Genomic DNA, 16,495 nt, shown 5'->3' with positions numbered 1-16,495 from the left:
GACAAGCGACAAGACAAGACAAGCGACAAGCCGCACGACAAGTCAGACGACAAGCGACACGACAAGCACGGCACGGGCAGCACCCCGACCCGCGGGGTGCTGCCCACCGCCTTGAAAGGACCCCGTTGTGCACCCCGACACCCCTGCCGAGAGCACCCCCGACCCCATCCGCTCGCACCCCCGGATGAGCGACGCCGAAGCCAGCGCAGAGGCCCGCAGGATCATCGCGGATGCCTACCGGCCCGTGCCGCAGATGCCGACCGCCTACCGCGACCCCAGCCCGCTGCCGGCCTACGGCAGCACACCCCCGGTCCCGCAGCCGGACAGCCGCATCGTCCCGCCATGGGCCGCGGGGACCGCCGTCGCTGGCATCGGCGTCGGTGCCACGTGCGTCGGGCTGGGCTGCGGGATCTGGCTCGCCTGCCAAGGATTCGCCGCCGTGACCCTGACCAGCGTCCTGTTCGTCACCCTGCCCATCGCCGCCGTGGCCACGGTCGCCGCCGCCATCGGATCCGCCGTCCGCTCGATCAAGGCCACCCACACCGAGCACCACCACCACTACGCCGGGCCCGTCGCGCAGGAGAACACCACCCTAAACACCCACACGCGTGGATTGATCGCCCGGACCAGCAACAACCTGTCCCGCTGAATGCCAAGAGCGGCCCCACCGTCTCGCCAAAGAACCGGGGCCGCCCCTGTTCCACCAGTCCCAACCAGACCTGTGGAGGTCTCCCAGCATGACCCAACCCACTGACATCCAGCGAGTGCGCAACCGACGGCCGCGCTTACTGGATCTGTTCTCCTGCGCCGGCGGGGCCGGAAAGGGCTACGAGGACGCGGGATTCGCCGTGGACGGCTGCGACATCGCCCACCGGCCGAACTACCCCTTCCCCTACCACCTCGGCGACGCCCTGGAATACCTCGCCCACCTCATCGCCACGGGCGAGATCCGGCGCTACGCGTTCGTGCACGCCTCCCCGCCCTGCCAGGACAAGTGCACGCTCACCGTGGGCACCAACCGTTCCCAGGGATGGGGCGGCAGTCACGTCGACCTCGTGCAGCCGACCCGCACCCTGCTCGACGCCACCGGTCTGCCGTACGTCATCGAGCAGCCCAACGGCCGCGCGGAGATCCGCAAAGACCTGACCCTGTGCGGGGAGATGTTCGGTCTCGGAGTCATCCGGCACCGCAACTTCGAGTTGGGCGGCTGGACTACCCCACAGCCGGCCCACCGTCCGCACCGGGGCCGCGTGCGCGGCTACCGGCACGGCCGCTTATACGACGGCCCGTACGTGGCCGCCTACGGCAACGGCGGTGGCAAGCCCACCGTCCCGGAGCTACAAGCCGCGCTCGGCATCGACTGGACCGATGTGCGCAAGGAACTGACCGAGGCCATCCCGCCCGCCTACAGCGAGCACATCGGCCGCGCGTACCTCGCCTCCCGCACGAGCGTGGAGGCGGCGGCATGACCGGAATCCTGTCCGTCGACCTGCCGTGCCTTCCGCTGCTCGCGTCCGCCCTCACGGCGGCCGAACAAGGCTGGCCCGTCATCCCGCTCCACCCCGGCAGCAAGCGCCCGGCCGGACACGCCGAACGCGCCTGCCCCGGCACCGGCCGGTGCGCCGGCGGGCACCGCACCCCGGAGGAGCGAGCCACCACCGACCCCGAACTCATCCACGCCGCGTGGGCACACCGGCCCTACAACGTCGGGATCGCGACCGGCCCGGCCGGGCTGCTCGTCATCGACCTGGACCCCGTCAAGGCGGACGAGCCAGAAGGAGCGCCTGACGGCGCCACTTCCTTGCAGGCGCTCTGCGAGCGCGCCGGGCAGGTGCTCCCCGATACCTACCGGGTGCGGACCGCGCGCGGTGAACACCTCTACTTCACCGCCCCCACCGGGGTGCGTCTGAAGTGCAGCGTCGACCGGCTCGGACCGCACATCGACACCCGCGCCTGGGGCGGCTACGTCGTCGCCCCAGGCAGCACCACCCCCGACGGCACGTACGAGATCGCCCACGACGCGCCCGTGGCCGAACTGCCGGACTGGCTCACCGCGTTGCTCGTGGAGCCGGACAGGCCCACTCCGGTGCCCGTGCGAGTCCACGACGGCACCCGCGCCGCCAGGATCGCCCTGGAACGCGAGTGCGCCGTCATCGCCTCCGCGACCGAGGGCGGGCCGAACGGGCGGAACAACACCCTGCACAAGAGCGCCTGCAAGGCGGCGCGGTTCGTGGCGTGGGGCGACATCCCCCGGCACGTGGTGGAGGAGGCAATCCAGGGGGCGGGGGAGGCTACGGGCCTGCCGCCGGCCGAGTGCCGCACTACCATCCGCAGCGCCCTGGACTGGGTCATCGCCCATGCCACACCACGGGAGGCGGCATGACGGCGCCGACTCCCCCCGCCCTGGATTGCCCCACCAACACGCCGAACAGGCCGCACGCCGCTCCACAGCCTGTGGACGCGGCGGCCGTGGGCGAGCCGAAAGGCGCCGCCCGGCAGGGCGTCGTCACTGCTCTTCGTTCTGAGCAGTTCCGGAGCGACGAGGCACGCCACGGCGCGGAAGACCCGACGCCCGAGCGGCCTGGTATCCGCATCTACGCCCCGCCGGTCTACCGCCACCACTGGGACGGAGCCCGCTGGTCCAAGCACTACGGCCACACTCCCACCGCTGCCTACGCCTGTGCCTGCGGGCAGACCGGCACCGCCACCGGGCCCCGCACCGTGGCGGCCCTCGTCTCCGAGTACGACGCACACAAGTCCGGCTGCACGCAGGCTTTCACGACCACCCAGGAAAGGAGGGCCGCCGCATGACCCCCACCATCGACGGGGCCGCGCTGCTCGACGAGGTGGAGGCCTTCCACCGCCGCTTCAACGTCTTCCCCACCGAAGCCGCCTACGTCGCGGTCACGCTGTGGGACGCGCACGCCCACCTGATCGAGTGCTTCGAGACCACGCCCCGGATCGCGTTCCTGTCCCCGGAGCCGGGATCGGGCAAGTCCCGCGCGCTGGAGATCGTGGAACTCCTGACCCCGCGACCGGTCACCACGGTGTCCGCGTCCGCGAACGCCCTGTACCGGCTGGTCGACTCCGCCGCCGGACTGCCCACAGTGCTGTTCGACGAGGTGGACACCATCTTCGGCCCCAAGGCCGGGACGGATGAGGCACTGCGCGGCTTCCTGAACGCCGGGTACCGGCGCACGGCGGGTGCCCTGCGGTGCGTTGGAGAGGGCTCCAACCAGAACGCGCAGATCTTCAACTCCTACTGCGCCGTGGCCATGGCCGGGCTCGGCTCCCTGCCGGACACCGTCCTGACCCGCTCCGTCATCATCCGCATGCGCAAGCGCGCCCCCAACGAGAAAGCCGAGCCCTACCGCCAGCGCAAGCACGAGAGCCAGGGACACGCCCTGCGTGACCGGCTCGCCAAGTGGGCAGACACCGTCCGCGACCAGGTCGCGGGCGCCTGGCCCGAGATGCCCGAGGGCGTCACCGACCGCCCGGCAGACGTGTGGGAACCCCTGCTCGCCGTCGCCGACGCGGCCGGCGGCCACTGGCCCGCACGGGCCCGCGCCGCCTGCCTGGAACTGATCAGCGCCGCCCACGACAACGACGAAGCCTCCCTCGGAGTCCGGCTGCTGACCGACCTGCGCGACAAGGTGTTCTGCGGTGAAGACCGCATGCCCACCGCCGCCATCCTCGAATGCCTGCTCCACATGGACGACGCGCCATGGGGCGACCTGGACGACAAACCGATCAACTCCCGCACCCTGGCCCGGATGCTCAGCCAGTACGTGACTCCGGCGAACAAGCCGATCAAACCGCGCGGCATCCGCACCCCGTCCGGCTTCCCCAAGGGCTACTACGCGGAAGACCTCACGGACGCCTGGACGCGGTACTGCCCCCCACCCCCCGGAGAATCCGCCACGTCCGCCACGTCCGCCACACCGCAGGTCAGCAGGGGTGAATCCGTGGCGGATACCGCCACCGGCATCCGCCACACGCCCACAGAAACCGCCACACAACCCGCCCTCACTGGCTGACCAGCCACGCGCCCACACGCCGCCACACCACCCGCGTGTGGCGGCACCTATCCGCCACAAAACCGCTATCCGCCACACGATCAAGGCTCTGACCTGCGGTGTGGCGGCGTGGCGGACGTGGCGGATCCCTCAGAAGGAAGAAGACCAAAGGAGTCACCGCCTTGGCCGGCACCAAGATGCTCAAGCTCCCCGAAGTCCTCGACGAGATCGGCATGAGCCGCGCCGCCTTCTATCGCATGCGCGCCCGCGGCCAAGCCCCCCGACTCCGCAAGCTCCCCAACGGCCAGGTCCGCGTCAGCCGCGCCGACCTTGACGTGTGGTGGGAGCGCTGCGAGCAGCAAGCCGCGTAGATCAGACCGCTTCACCGGGGCCCGCGCATTGCGCGGGCCCCTCGTTCTGTCTGGAGAGACATGCTCACGTACGACGTCGATATCTGGTCGATCCGCAAGCGCGCGGGCCGCCCAAAGCCGTGGGAACTGCGGTGGCGGGTCGGCGAGCGCCCTCACTCGCGGAGCTTCAAACTCAAGCCGCAAGCAGACGGCAGGCGAGCGGAGTTGATGGCCGCGCTCCGGGAACAGCAGCAGTTCGACGAGGAAACTGGCCTGCCTGCCCGTGAGTTGGTGGCTCTCACTTCCCCAACCTGGTACGACCACGTGACGGAGTACATGCTCATGAAGTGGCCGCGCGCCGCGGCGAAGCATCGGGCGAGTATCGCCGAGTCGCTTGCCGTAGTAACGCCCGTTCTCGTCACCAGCAGGCGGGGAGCGCCCCGCCCTGCTGTGCTACGCGCTGCTCTCTACCAGTGGGCATTCCGGGCGGTTCGTGGACCGGAGGGGGCGTGGGTGCCGCGCCAGCACGCTGAGGAGCCCCCTGCCGAAATCCGCGCCGCCCTGGAATGGGTCTCCGCCCGCTCGATCAAGGTCAAAGATTTGGAGGACCCCGCCCTTCTCCGGCCTGCCCTGGAAGCTCTCTCCCTCCGCCTGGACGGAGGGAAGGCTGCCGAGAACACCGCCCGGCGCAAGCGGATGGTCCTGAGCAACGTGCTGCGCTACACGGTCGAGGAAAAGGGGCTGCTCTCGTCCAATCCCCTTCCTCGCGTGGACTGGGCACCGCCCGAGAGTGACGACGAAATCGACTTCCGATACGTACCGGACCCGAGACTGGCGCGGTCCTTGCTCGGAGCTGTCCGCGATTTTGGGCCGCGCGGCCAGCACCTGCACGCGTTCTTCGGATGCCTCTACTACGCAGCGATGCGCCCTGGTGAGATCGTCGCGCTCACTGAAGCGGACTGCACCCTGCCAGCCAACTCGCCTGAGTCCGTGAAGGAGTGGGGCGAACTGCTGCTCGGGGAGAGCCGTCCCGAGGTGGGCGGCGGGTGGACGGACGACGGCACGTCGTACGAGAAGCGCGGCTTGAAGAGGCGCAAGCGCGGTGCGACTCGGACCGTTCCCATCCCGCCGGTTCTCGTGCATCTGCTCCGTGAGCACATCACGCGATACGGCACGGCTGACGACGGCCGATTGTTCCGGGCTGCGCGGGGTGGGCGCGTCCCCTCCACCGAGTACTGCGACGTGTGGGAGAGAGCGCGGAAGGTGGTGCTGTCGCCTCGTGAGGTGAAATCGGAACTCGCCGCTGTGCCGTACTCACTCCGCCATGCTGGCGTCTCCCTCTGGATCAAATCAGGGGTGGACCCCGCAGAGGTTGCGGCTCGCGCCGGCCACAGCATCGCAGTGCTGTACCGCTTCTACGCAAAGATCCTGAAGGGCGGCGAGAAGCACTCCAACGGCCTGATCTCACGCGCGCTCGACGAGGGCGACGGGTCCTGATTCTGGCCCACAGATGGCCCACACGTACTGGTCAACGCTGGGATACGGGCGAGAAAGGGTGAGACAGGCCGAACGTGAAAGGGGTGCGCCGGAGACCGGTGCACCCCTTCTGACCAGCACCTATGCTGACCTGCGTGCGGTGGGTGTGGGATTTGAACCCACGGTGACTCGCGCCACGACGGTTTTCAAGACCGTTCCCTTAGGCCGCTCGGGCAACCCACCTGGTCCCCGCCCACCAGGAGCGGAGCGGGTACAGCGTACCGGCCTCCGGCGTCTCGCGGGGTTCGTGGTCCAGATGGGGTCCAGATGGGGTCCACCGGCTGACTTCCAGGTCGTGAAGGCCACCACGCCGAGCAGCTCTCGGCTCGTTGCCCGTGCCTTCCGTGGAGGCCTGTGGCGCACCGGCTTTCACCCCGGCAGAGGGGGCACGACGGGCAGGCCACGGCATCGTTGAACGGCCGCGAGCTCTCGGGTAACTCCAGCCTGTTCCACTCGGCCGTGAAGTACCGGAAGACCGCGGGACAGGGCTACTTCTGGACGGTGCAGCAGCGGGAACCAATGCCTGGATTCCCGGGACAGGTAGATATCGCTACCGACAAGGGGAACCCGACAGCCTTGTGGCCTGAGCGCAAAATTCAGAGCGTCTTCTCCGTGGAAAACCAAGACGATGGAGGGTCTCTAACTCCTGATCAGTCCAAAGCGGCCGCCGAGAAATTCGCAAACCTCTTGTGTAGGGAAAAGCCCCGTACGTCCTGAGCTACCGCCGCTACGTGGACGACATCATGATGCCCATACGCCTCGGAGAATGGCGCCCCGTCCGGATCGTCGACATGACCCGGAGGGGGAATCGGAACCTCGGGGAGCAGCCGTCCACCTTGATGCGGTGTCGGGCAAGATGGTCCAGCCCCGGGACTGACGGTCGCGCTCAACACAGAAGGGGTGCCCCTCTCTGAGGGGCACCCCTTCTGACCAGTACATCTGTGACCTGCGGAGGCGGTGGGACAGGCGCGCCCGGGATCAGTTGTCGCCGACGCGGGAGCCGAGGGTGAGCTCCGCCGTGTGCTCCTTGCCGGCGCGCTTGTAGGTGACGGTGACCTTGTCGCCGGGCTTGTGGGTCCAGATCTCGCCGATCAGCGTGGGGCCGGAGTCGATGACCCGGTCGTCGAGCTTGATGATGACGTCACCGGGCTTGAGACCGGCCTCGGCGGCGGGGCCGCTCGGTTCGACCGGGTCCGAGCCGCTGACGCCCTGGTCGGTGATCTTGGCGCCGCTGGTCGTGTCCTCCAGGGAGACCGACGCGCCGATCTTGGCGTAGACGGGCTTGCCGTTCTTGATCAGCTGCTGGGCGACGTACTTGGCCTGGTTGATCGGGATGGCGAAGCCGAGGCCGATCGAGCCGGACTGGCCGGCGCCGCCGAGGCCGCCGCTGCCCGCGGACTGGATGGCGGAGTTGATGCCGATGACCGCGCCGCGTGCGTCGAGGAGCGGGCCGCCGGAGTTGCCCGGGTTGATGGAGGCATCCGTCTGCAGGGCGCTCATGTAGGAGGCCTTGCTGTCGGAGCTGCCGTCGCTGGAGGCGACGGGACGGTTCTTCGCACTGATGATGCCGGTCGTCACCGTGTTCGACAGGCCGAAGGGCGCGCCGATGGCGATCGTCTCGTCGCCGACGGCCACCTTGTCGGAGTCGCCGAGGGCGAGCGGCTTGAGGTCCGAGGGCGCGTTCTTGAGCCGGATGACCGCGACGTCGTAGCCCTGGGCGTGGCCGACGACCTCGGCGTCGTACTTCCTGCCGTCGGGGAAGGTGGCGCTGAGCTTGCCGCCGTCGACGGCTTCGGCCACCACGTGGTTGTTGGTGACGATGTGGCCCTGGGTGTCGAAGACGAATCCGGTGCCGGTGCCGCCCCGGCCGCCGGTTCCCTCGGCCTCGATGGTGACCGTGCTCGGCAGGGCCTTGGCGGCCACGCCCGCGATCGAGTTCGGGTCCCGCTTGATCTGCGAGGCACCGGCGTCGGAGGCCGAGACCGTGGTGGAGCTGCTGTCGTCGTTCCTGGCCAGTGTGTAGCCGAGGCCGCCGCCCAGACCGCCGGCGACCAGCGCGGCCACCAGGACCGCGGCGACCAGGCCGCCGCGCCGGCCGCCGGGCTTGGGCGCGGGCTGGTGCTGCTGGTACGCGGCGCCCCAGCCGGCGCCTCCCGCGCCGCCGTCCCCGTATGCGGGCGCGGCGGAGGACGGGGGCGGCCAGGAGCCGTCGACGGGCGAGCCGTGGCCCTGCGGTGCGGGCGCGCCGGCCCCGCCGTGGGCTCCCGGGACGTGCGGAGGCACGTCCGGGGGCGGAGGTGCCGACGGGCCGCCCTGGGGGGCGGCCGGGTGCGGGGAAGCAGCGGGAGCATCCACCGGCACGGGAGGTGCGGACGGTGCCGGGGGTACCGTGTTGCCCTCGTTCTCGGTGCTCACAGCTCTTCTCCTTGCTCCACGGCTGTTGTTTTCGGTCGCACTCGGTCACGCTCGCCATGCCCGCCGGCGACCCGGCGCGCTCCAGCTGTGCATGTGCAGGTGTGTACGTAGTCAGCTTTTCCCACGGGCCGTCAGAGCACCATAAGCCGATGCTGTGGGTCCGGGTGCATTCTTTATATAGGTCATCTCACATGAAACAGACACATTATCGACGGCTCTCCGCCGTCCCGCCCATTCCGCCTCGGTGGCACCATGACGCGGTGACCCACGCACGGCAGCACCACATCCAAGTCGTCGCCCACCGCGGAGCCTCCGAGGCCGCCCCGGAGCACACACTGGCCGCCTACCGGAAGGCCATCGAGGACGGCGCGGACGCCCTCGAATGCGATGTACGCCTGACCGCGGACGGTCATCTCGTCTGCGTGCACGACCGGCGCGTCAACCGTACGTCCAACGGCCGGGGAGCGGTGTCCGCCCTGGAGCTCGCCGACCTCGCCGCGCTGGACTTCGGCTCCTGGCGCACGCGCGCGTCCTGGCGCGGCCGGGTCGAGGAGCCGGACTGGGAGGTGCGGCCCGAGGACCCCGAGGACACCTCCGTCCTCACCCTGGAGCGGCTGCTCGAACTCGTCGCCGACGCCGGCCGGCCGGTGGAGCTGGCCATCGAGACCAAGCACCCCACACGGTGGGCCGGGCAGGTCGAGGAACGCCTGCTGACACTCCTGAAGCGGTTCGGACTGGACGCCCCGGCCTCGGCCACGAGGTCGCCGGTGCGTGTGATGAGTTTCTCAGCGCGCTCCCTGCACCGGGTGCGGGCGGCCTCGCCGTCCCTGCCGACGGTCTATCTGATGCAGTTCGTCTCGCCGCGACTGCGGGACGGACGGCTGCCGGCGGGCGTCGGGATCGCGGGGCCCTCGATCCGGATCGTGCGCAACCAGCCGGTGTACGTGGAGCGGCTCAAGCAGGCGGGACACCAGGTGCACGTGTGGACGGTGAACGATCCCGAGGACGTCGACCTCTGCGTGGAACTGGGGGTGGACGCCATCATCACCAACCGCCCGCGCGCGGTCCTGCACCGGCTCGGCCGCTGACCGGCCGCCGATCCAGCAACGATCACAGGGAGTGCTCCGGCGCGCTCGTTGAGTGACCGAGCGTTCCAAATGCGTCGCCGGACGCGATTCGGCCGGTTTCCGGTACAGGCCGGTGGGGCATCCACACCGTGGCGTGGGGCGAAGGAGGTCTCGGGGGTGGCGTTGGTGGTGGCACAGGAGGTGCCCACGTCGTCGAGCATGGCCGTACCCCATGGCCCTGCGGGCGTGGGGGAAGCAAGACACCGGATGCGTGATCAGTTGCGCAGTGGTGGCGTGGCGGAATCGGTCATCGACGACGCCGTATTGATCCTTTCCGAACTCTTGAGCAATGCCTGCAAGCATGGCCGGCCGCTGCGCGGCGCCCTGGCCGGCGACGGCGACGTCCGGGCCGCATGGCGGGTGGACGCGGGCGGCAGCCTGATCGTCGAGGTGACCGACGGCGGCGGCCCGACCCGCCCGTCCCCGGCCACCCCCTCGGTCACCGCGCACGGTGGCCGCGGGCTGAACATCATCACCGCCCTCTGCGACGACTGGGGGGTACGGGACGGCGTCGGCGGCGAGGTCACCGTATGGGTGGTCGTCCACGACGACGTGCACGACCCGGACGCCGGTCACCGCCGCGACGACTTCGCCTCCCGGATCACCGCACCGTCCGTGTCGGCCCTACCCGACCTGGGCTTCACGGACGCCTTCGGCGACCTGGACTGAACACGCACGCGTGCGCCGCGCCCGGGCGATGCCCGGGTCGTGCCGCGGGCGCGGGCGCTCGGAGCCGGCCGCTTGTCCCCCTTCCCCGGCGTTACCCGCCATTGCGGCGTTACCCGCCATTCCCCCGGCGCGTCCACAGGGTCCCGTCGTTGACGGCGTGAACGGCTAGGCTCGCGCCGTACGAGACGAGCCGTAACCGGGAGACACCCAGATGGCCAAGAAGCGACCCCAGACGAAGGCCAAGCGCCCGCAGCTCACGGATGGAGAGATCCCGGTCGTCGGTGCGCGCGAGCCCTGCCCATGCGGCAGCGGCCGGCGGTACAAGGCCTGCCACGGCCGGGCCGCCGCGCACGCGGTGACCGAGCTGGTGCAGCGGCCCTTCGAGGGACTGCCCGGCGAGTGCGACTGGGTGGCGCTGCGCGAGCTGGTCCCCGCCGCCACGGCCGGGCTGGCGCTCCGCGACGGCCTGCCCGACGGCGTCCCGGCGGTCACACTCGCCACGGTCCTGCCGATGGCCTGGCCCGCACTGCGCCGCGACGACGGCTCGGTACTGCTCGGCCTGCAGAACGACACGGCGTCCGGCGACATCAGCCGCGACCTCGCCGACACCCTGCTGCGCGCCCTGGAGGCCAAGCCCGGCACCCCGGTACAGGGCCGCCGCGCCCCGGCCGACGGCCCGCGGCTTCAGGACCTGCTCGACCTCGAGGCCCCCTTCGATCCGGTGGTGCACGAGGGCTTCGAGTTCTGGGTGCCGGACGCGGAGAACGCGACGCCGGATGTCACCGCCTCCCTGGAGCGGGCCAACGCGGCGGCCATTCCGACCGTGCGCCTGGAGAGCGTCGAGGCGGCGTACTGGTGCCGGACGCCGGAGAAGAACCACCTGCGCTGGGTCATGCCGCACGCGGAGGAGCAGCTTCTGGACGCTCTCGCGCGGCTGCACGCGGCGGGCCGTTCGAACCTCGGTGAAGGCACCCGCCTCGTGGGCTCCTTCCGGGCGCACGGCCTCACCGTGCCCGTGTGGGACCTGCCGAGCGAGATGGGCGCCCAGGACGTGGAGAAGCCGGCCGCCGAGTTCGCCGAGCAACTGGCCGCCGCGCTGGCCACGCAGACGCCGCTGACCGGGGACGAGCGCCGGGCCCGCGGTGGTCTGACCAACCGCCAGGTCACGCTGAGCTGAGTGACGGCCGGGCGGCCGGCCCTCCGGTCGGCCGCCCGGCCCGCCGCCCCGCTCGGGCAGATCGGGTGACCCCCGTCACAACCGGCGGGCGGCGCGGGCGAGTCGGTGACCGGAAAGCCGTCCACCCGGTGACTGGAAAGCCGGGATCGAATTTGCGAACTGCCGATCTCTTGTTACCGTTCCAGTAGCCCGGTTGCTGGTGCATCCCCCGTCGCCAGCAACCGGGCGCTTACGTGTCCGCCGCCGCTCACCCAGCGCAGTCGCACGTCAACCGCCCGTCGTCGCGGGCGAGTTGCTCCCGGATCGCAGCAGCAGCGCGGCACGTCCGCCGCGCTCTGCGAACTCCGCGACGGCGCTGTACTCCGCCGCCGTTCCCCTGCTGCGCTCCCGCGGTGTCTCACAGATCTCCGGCTCGTCGCCCCCGGCCCTCGCGCAGTGCGTCCGCACGGTGCGCTCGCCCGGACCCATCAGGGTCAGGTCGGCGTCCAGGAGCCGTCCGGTCGCGTTGCGGTGGTAGGTGCGCGCCCAGGTGTCCTGGCCCTGGGTCAGCACACAGGTCTGCGCCTCGACCCCGTCGGGCGAGGTGACCTCGGGGCCGCAGCGCGCGGCGGTCGCGAGCCCCAGACCGAGCACCAGCGGGGAACGGGCGGGCGCGGCGGAGGGCATCTTGTCGTCGCCGGGCGGCAGGGAGCGGGCGCCCGTACCGCTCTGGTCGCCCACCTGGCCCGCGGACGCGCCGGCCAGCGGCATGACGACGGCGCAGCCGATGACGCCCAGGAGGGCGAGCAGGCGGACGCGCCGGGGATCGAGACCGCCGCGCGGCACTCGGCTTCCGGGTCCGGCGGAACGACGCAGCATGCGGGGACGATAACGGCCCCGGGCGGGCGGTTCGCCCGCCGCGGCCGCGACACCCCTAGAACTCGGGGGCGCTCACACCCGTACGAGTGAGGGCCTCCACCACCGCGTCGACCACGGCCTCCACATCGGGCACCCAGGGCGAGGCGGAACCGGGCAGCGGGGCACGCTCCCAGCGGATCGGGCCGGCTCCGGTCTCGGAGGGGGGCAGGGCGAGGTAGCCGCCCTCGCCGTGGAAGCGGAGCGAGCCGGGGACGAAGTCTTTGGCGTAGAGCAGCTCGCCCAACTGCTCCAGGGAGTAGGGCTTGACGAGGATCGCCCAGCGCGTGGGCGAGGCGACGACCGGGCCGAGCCGCATGCCGACGCGGTCGAGCGCCGTGAGGGCGCGGGCGGCCGGGAGGGCCGGCAGGCTCACCGCGCAGGGGGCCTTGCCCCCGGTGGCCAGGACGATCGGCGCGGTGGGCCGGTTGGTCCACCACCAGCGCACCATGCGGGCGTCGGCGGTGGCCGCGAGGAGGCCGGGTTCGAAGGGGTGCGCGCCGGGCACCGTGCACTCCGGGTCGGGGCAGCCGCAGCGGTCGCCGCGCCGCGGATCCGTCGCCACGCCGGGCAGCACGGGCCACTGCCACCGGGTCGCGAAGGTCAGGGCCGCGCTGATCGGCTCAGGCCCCCCGTCACTGTGCTGGGACGGGAGCCTGCGTCGCCTTCCGGGGATCTCGCGCATGAGCGCTCGTTCCTTTCCGTTGCACCGCTGGCAACACCGTGGACCACTCACACCATGTGTCGATCACTGCACTGTGCGTACCTGTTGGCGCATCACACCCCTGCCTTCAGGCACGGGGAACCCCTATGGGCCGAGCATCGGCTGCTTCCACGGCAGCCCCGTCCATACTGCGTCTACCAGAAGCATGGGCGTGGCGCGGGGTGGCGGAGCGTGGCGTTATGCCGTCTTGCCTTCTGCTCTCCGCCTCCATCGCGCAAGGATGGGGCACGGCCGTCGGTGGCTAAGACGCCCGGGTCCGTCGCCAGGTTCCGGGTAGCCCCCAACCACCCCTGGCCTTCTCCGAGTACGTACCCATCACGACCGCTGTGACGCTCTGTCGAGCAAGCCCAGTCGACCGCAACAGGCCGTCACCCGAGGCAGTTTCAAGCCAACTTCCCCTTTTAGCAAGAGGTTGGGAAGAAGACCCCGAGAACCCCTCTGACACCAGGAAACCCGGCAGGACAATGCTGGACATCCCCTCACGAGTGCGTGTACATGTGGAGACACTGCTGGCGGCGCAGAATGACATGGGGGTTTGCGATGCTTTTGAGCAATACGCACCGGTCGGAAAGCCGGACGCCATGAACGCCCCCCACCCTCCGAAAGTGGCTGGAATCGATTCGACAGTTCCGGCACCCGCACACACTGTCGCGCCCTCGCCCGCCGCTCCGGACCCCTCGCCGAGCGGTCCGGCCGGCCCGCTCGCGCCCCGCCCGCCGGGCGCCCTCCTCCAGGACCGGCTCGCCGGCTGGGTCTCCGACCTCACCACTCTGAACGAGCTCACCGAACGGCTGGCCCGTACGAACGGACTCGACGCCGCCCTGAAGGAACTGCTGCGCGCCGGCGCCGCCCTCGTCGGCGCCCGGCGCGGCCTCGCCGTCCTCGAACCGGACGACGGACTGGGCCCCGACACCACCATCGGCCTCGGTCTCGCGCGGGCCGATCTCGGCCACATCGAGACCGTGCCGCGCAGCGCGATGCCCTACGGGACGCTCCTCGACACCGCGGCCGGGCTGCCGGGCGGCGACGGCGAGGTCGTGCGCCCCGACCTGTTCGCCGAGGACGGCCTCGATCCGCGCCACCGCGAGGTGGCCGGCCGACTCGGCTACGCCGCCAGCTACGCGCTGCCCCTGTCCACGGAGACCGCCGGCCGACTCGGCGCCGCCGTCTGGTTCTACGACGAGCCCGCCGAACCGGTGGAGCGGCAGCGCCACCTCGCCGGCCTCTACCTGCGCTTCGCCACCGAGCACCTGGCGCGCCTGCTCGACACCGAGCGCACGCGCGCGTGCATGGCGACGGTCTACGAGGAGCTGCTGCCCTCCCGGCTGCCCCGCGTCCCCGGTGTCCAGCTCGCCTCCCGGCACCGCACCGGGCCGCGCGGCGGCGGCGACTGGTACGACGCGCTGCCGCTGCCCGAGGCCGCGCTCGGCCTCGCCGTCGGCTCGGTCACCGGCGCCGGGCCGGGCGCGATCGCCGCGATGGGCCGGCTGCGGGCGTCCCTGCGGGCGTACGCGGTGATGGAGGGCGAGGATCCCGTCGCCGTCCTGTCCGACCTCGAACTGCTCCTGCGGCTGACCGAGCCCGCCCGCTCCGCCACGGCCCTGTTCGCCTACTGCGAACCCGCCCTGCGCCGCATCACCCTGGCGGGCGCCGGGCACTGCCCGCCGCTGCTGCTCGGCGATCGGCGCACGGAGTTCGTGGAGACGTCCGTGTCCGCGCCGCTGGGCATGCTCGCCTGCTGGGAGGCGCCGAGCGTGGAGTTCCAGGTGACCGCGGGCGAGACGGTGCTGCTCTACACCGACGGGCTGCTGCACCGCACCGGCGATCCCGTGGACCGTGCCTTCGCCCGGCTGCACGCGGCCGCGGCGAGCGTCCCGCGCACGCTGCGCCACGACCCGGGGGCCGTCGCCGACCACGTCCTGCACACGCTCCTGCCGAACGGTCTCGACGTGACCGACGGCGCGGAGGACGTGGCGCTGCTGGCGGCGCGCTTCGAGTAGGCCGCCCGGTGATCCGGTAACAGGCGCTTCCGCCTCTGGCCCCCTTCCGTACGACCGTACGATGGGGGATGGCCCAATGGCTGTATCGAGGAGGAAGACCGTGGCGCAGGAGCTGCCGGAGACCCCGGAGACCGCCGAAGAAGAACCGATCAAGCAGCGGAAGAACGGCCTGTACCCGGGCGTGTCCGACGAGCTCGCCGAGAACATGAAGTCCGGCTGGGCCGACACCGAGCTGCACGGTCTCGAGCCGGTCGAGCAGGCGGAGCACACCGCGCGCCGCCGCGCCGCACTGTCCGCACGCTTCCCCGGCGAGCGCCTGGTCATCCCCGCGGGCAACCTGAAGACCCGTTCGAACGACACCGAGTACCCCTTCCGTTCCTCGGTCGAGTACGCCTACCTCACCGGCAACCAGACCGAGGACGGCGTCCTGGTCCTGGAGCCCACCGCGGACGGGCACCAGGGGACGCTCTACCTCCTGCCGCGCTCCGACCGTGAGAACGGCGAGTTCTGGCTCTCCGGCCAGGGCGAGCTGTGGGTCGGCCGCCGCCACTCCCTGGCCGAGGCCGAGACCCTGTACGGCATCCGGACCTCCGACGTACGCGAACTGGCGGACACGCTGCGTGAGGCCACCGGCCCGGTCCGCGTCGTGCGCGGCTACGACGCCGGCCTCGAGGCCGCCCTGACCGACAAGGTCACCGCCGAGCGCGACGAGGAGCTGCGGGTCTTCCTCTCCGAGGCGCGCCTGCTCAAGGACGACTTCGAGATCGGCGAGCTGCAGAAGGCCGTCGACTCCACCGTGCGCGGCTTCGAGGACGTGGTGAAGGTCCTCGACAAGGCCGAGGCGACCAGCGAGCGCTATATCGAGGGAACGTTCTTCCTCCGCGCGCGCGTCGAGGGCAACGACGTCGGCTACGGCTCCATCTGCGCCTCCGGCCCGCACGCCTGCACCCTGCACTGGGTGCGCAACGACGGCCCGGTCCGCTCCGGCGACCTGCTCCTGCTGGACGCGGGTGTGGAGACGCACACCCTCTACACCGCCGACGTCACGCGCACGCTGCCCGTCAACGGCACGTACAACGAGATCCAGAAGAAGATCTACGACGCGGTGTACGAGTCCCAGGAGGCCGGCATCGCGGCGGTCAAGCCGGGCGCCAAGTACCGCGACTTCCACGACGCCGCCCAGCACGTGCTCGCGGAGAAGCTCGTCGAGTGGGGCCTGGTCGAGGGCCCGGTCGAGCGGGTGCTGGAGCTGGGTCTGCAGCGCCGCTGGACGCTGCACGGCACCGGCCACATGCTCGGCATGGACGTCCACGACTGCGCCGCCGCGCGGACCGAGACGTACGTCGACAGCACGCTGGAGCCGGGCATGGTCCTCACCGTCGAGCCGGGCCTGTACTTCCAGGCCGACGACCTGACCGTCCCGGAGGAGTACCGCGGCATCGGCGTCCGCATCGAGGACGACATCCTGGTCACCGAGGACGGCAACCGCAATCTCTCGGCCGGCCTGCCGCGCCGCTCCGACGAGGTCGAGGCCTGGATGGCGTCGCTGAAGAGCTGATGGGGGTCCGAAGGCCGGGTACCCGCGAG

At 71.1% G+C, this 16,495-nt stretch carries 15 protein-coding genes and 1 tRNA gene; 12 read left to right on the top strand and 4 right to left on the bottom strand.

Going from position 1 to position 16,495, the window contains the following annotated elements; translation table 11 throughout:
- Positions 1-127: 127 nt before the first annotated feature.
- The 7 genes from TNCT6_RS15485 (at position 128) to TNCT6_RS15455 (ending at position 5,863) form a co-directional block, all read left to right on the top strand.
- Positions 128-649 (top strand): hypothetical protein, encoded by a 522-nt coding sequence (locus TNCT6_RS15485; protein ID WP_253266115.1) that lies wholly within the window; start codon positions 128-130, stop codon positions 647-649.
- Between the two features lie 88 nt (positions 650-737).
- Complete coding sequence (locus TNCT6_RS15480; protein WP_141359932.1) at positions 738-1,469, top strand: DNA cytosine methyltransferase; 732 nt, start codon at positions 738-740, stop codon at positions 1,467-1,469.
- Complete coding sequence (locus tag TNCT6_RS15475; protein ID WP_141359931.1) at positions 1,466-2,383, top strand: bifunctional DNA primase/polymerase; 918 nt, start codon at positions 1,466-1,468, stop codon at positions 2,381-2,383. The genes TNCT6_RS15480 and TNCT6_RS15475 overlap by 4 nt, the downstream gene beginning before the upstream one ends.
- 86 nt (positions 2,384-2,469) lie before the next feature.
- A complete protein-coding gene (locus tag TNCT6_RS15470; RefSeq protein WP_141359930.1) occupies positions 2,470-2,811 on the top strand; it encodes a hypothetical protein in 342 nt (113 codons plus the stop codon).
- Positions 2,808-4,037, top strand: coding sequence for a DUF3631 domain-containing protein (locus TNCT6_RS15465; RefSeq protein ID WP_141359929.1), 1,230 nt, complete (start codon positions 2,808-2,810; stop codon positions 4,035-4,037). The genes TNCT6_RS15470 and TNCT6_RS15465 overlap by 4 nt, the downstream gene beginning before the upstream one ends.
- A 161-nt stretch (positions 4,038-4,198) precedes the next feature.
- Positions 4,199-4,387: an AlpA family transcriptional regulator gene (locus TNCT6_RS15460; RefSeq protein ID WP_141359928.1), complete on the top strand. Its 189-nt coding sequence runs from the start codon at positions 4,199-4,201 to the stop codon at positions 4,385-4,387.
- A 60-nt stretch (positions 4,388-4,447) separates the two neighbouring features.
- Positions 4,448-5,863: a tyrosine-type recombinase/integrase gene (locus TNCT6_RS15455; protein WP_141359927.1), complete on the top strand. Its 1,416-nt coding sequence runs from the start codon at positions 4,448-4,450 to the stop codon at positions 5,861-5,863.
- Positions 5,864-6,000: 137 nt separating this feature from the next.
- On the opposite strand, the gene TNCT6_RS15450 is transcribed toward TNCT6_RS15455, so the two are convergent.
- Together TNCT6_RS15450 and TNCT6_RS15445 are read right to left on the bottom strand one after the other, a co-directional pair.
- Positions 6,001-6,085 (bottom strand) — tRNA-Ser (locus TNCT6_RS15450).
- Positions 6,086-6,880: 795 nt separating this feature from the next.
- A complete protein-coding gene (locus TNCT6_RS15445) occupies positions 6,881-8,317 on the bottom strand; it encodes a S1C family serine protease (protein ID WP_141359926.1) in 1,437 nt (478 codons plus the stop codon).
- 260 nt (positions 8,318-8,577) lie between these two features.
- Here TNCT6_RS15445 and TNCT6_RS15440 point away from each other — a divergent pair, with 260 nt between their 5' ends.
- From TNCT6_RS15440 to TNCT6_RS15430, 3 genes are all read left to right on the top strand, one after another.
- Entirely contained in the window at positions 8,578-9,405 is an 828-nt protein-coding gene (locus tag TNCT6_RS15440; RefSeq protein WP_141359925.1) for a glycerophosphodiester phosphodiesterase, read from the top strand.
- Between the two features lie 69 nt (positions 9,406-9,474).
- Entirely contained in the window at positions 9,475-10,113 is a 639-nt protein-coding gene (locus TNCT6_RS15435; protein ID WP_141359924.1) for an ATP-binding protein, read from the top strand.
- Positions 10,114-10,324: 211 nt separating this feature from the next.
- Positions 10,325-11,290: a DUF5926 family protein gene (locus TNCT6_RS15430; protein ID WP_141359923.1), complete on the top strand. Its 966-nt coding sequence runs from the start codon at positions 10,325-10,327 to the stop codon at positions 11,288-11,290.
- A 267-nt stretch (positions 11,291-11,557) separates the two neighbouring features.
- On the opposite strand, the gene TNCT6_RS15425 is transcribed toward TNCT6_RS15430, so the two are convergent.
- Together TNCT6_RS15425 and TNCT6_RS15420 are read right to left on the bottom strand one after the other, a co-directional pair.
- Positions 11,558-12,148, bottom strand: coding sequence for a hypothetical protein (locus TNCT6_RS15425; RefSeq protein WP_253266114.1), 591 nt, complete (start codon positions 12,146-12,148; stop codon positions 11,558-11,560).
- A 55-nt stretch (positions 12,149-12,203) separates the two neighbouring features.
- Positions 12,204-12,869, bottom strand: a complete 666-nt coding sequence (locus TNCT6_RS15420; RefSeq protein ID WP_141359922.1) for a bifunctional DNA primase/polymerase — start codon at positions 12,867-12,869, stop codon at positions 12,204-12,206.
- 503 nt (positions 12,870-13,372) lie between these two features.
- Here TNCT6_RS15420 and TNCT6_RS15415 point away from each other — a divergent pair.
- Positions 13,373-14,908, top strand: coding sequence for a PP2C family protein-serine/threonine phosphatase (locus tag TNCT6_RS15415; protein ID WP_172632915.1), 1,536 nt, complete (start codon positions 13,373-13,375; stop codon positions 14,906-14,908).
- 76 nt (positions 14,909-14,984) lie between these two features.
- Positions 14,985-16,466 carry an aminopeptidase P family protein gene (locus TNCT6_RS15410; RefSeq protein WP_141359920.1) on the top strand — a complete coding sequence of 494 codons (1,482 nt, stop codon included), beginning with the start codon at positions 14,985-14,987 and terminating at the stop codon, positions 16,464-16,466.
- Positions 16,467-16,495: the final 29 nt, after the last annotated feature.

Source organism: Streptomyces sp. 6-11-2 (assembly GCF_006540305.1).
Taxonomy (GTDB): domain Bacteria; phylum Actinomycetota; class Actinomycetes; order Streptomycetales; family Streptomycetaceae; genus Streptomyces.
The sequence above is the reverse complement of the archived record's forward strand: the minus strand, read 5'-3'. Positions and strand labels throughout refer to the sequence as shown.

Bases quoted from the DNA above. Each gene is read 5' to 3' on its own strand.
- TNCT6_RS15410 (WP_141359920.1), top strand. From the start codon at position 14,985: ATGGCTGTATCGAGGAGGAAGACCGTGGCGCAGGAGCTGCCGGAGACC.
- TNCT6_RS15435 (WP_141359924.1), top strand. From the start codon at position 9,475: ATGCGTCGCCGGACGCGATTCGGCCGGTTTCCGGTACAGGCCGGTGGG.
- TNCT6_RS15475 (WP_141359931.1), top strand. From the start codon at position 1,466: ATGACCGGAATCCTGTCCGTCGACCTGCCGTGCCTTCCGCTGCTCGCG.
- TNCT6_RS15415 (WP_172632915.1), top strand. From the start codon at position 13,373: ATGCTGGACATCCCCTCACGAGTGCGTGTACATGTGGAGACACTGCTG.
- TNCT6_RS15420 (WP_141359922.1), bottom strand. From the start codon at position 12,869: ATGCGCGAGATCCCCGGAAGGCGACGCAGGCTCCCGTCCCAGCACAGT.
- TNCT6_RS15465 (WP_141359929.1), top strand. From the start codon at position 2,808: ATGACCCCCACCATCGACGGGGCCGCGCTGCTCGACGAGGTGGAGGCC.
- TNCT6_RS15430 (WP_141359923.1), top strand. From the start codon at position 10,325: ATGGCCAAGAAGCGACCCCAGACGAAGGCCAAGCGCCCGCAGCTCACG.
- TNCT6_RS15455 (WP_141359927.1), top strand. From the start codon at position 4,448: ATGCTCACGTACGACGTCGATATCTGGTCGATCCGCAAGCGCGCGGGC.
- TNCT6_RS15425 (WP_253266114.1), bottom strand. From the start codon at position 12,148: ATGCTGCGTCGTTCCGCCGGACCCGGAAGCCGAGTGCCGCGCGGCGGT.
- TNCT6_RS15480 (WP_141359932.1), top strand. From the start codon at position 738: ATGACCCAACCCACTGACATCCAGCGAGTGCGCAACCGACGGCCGCGC.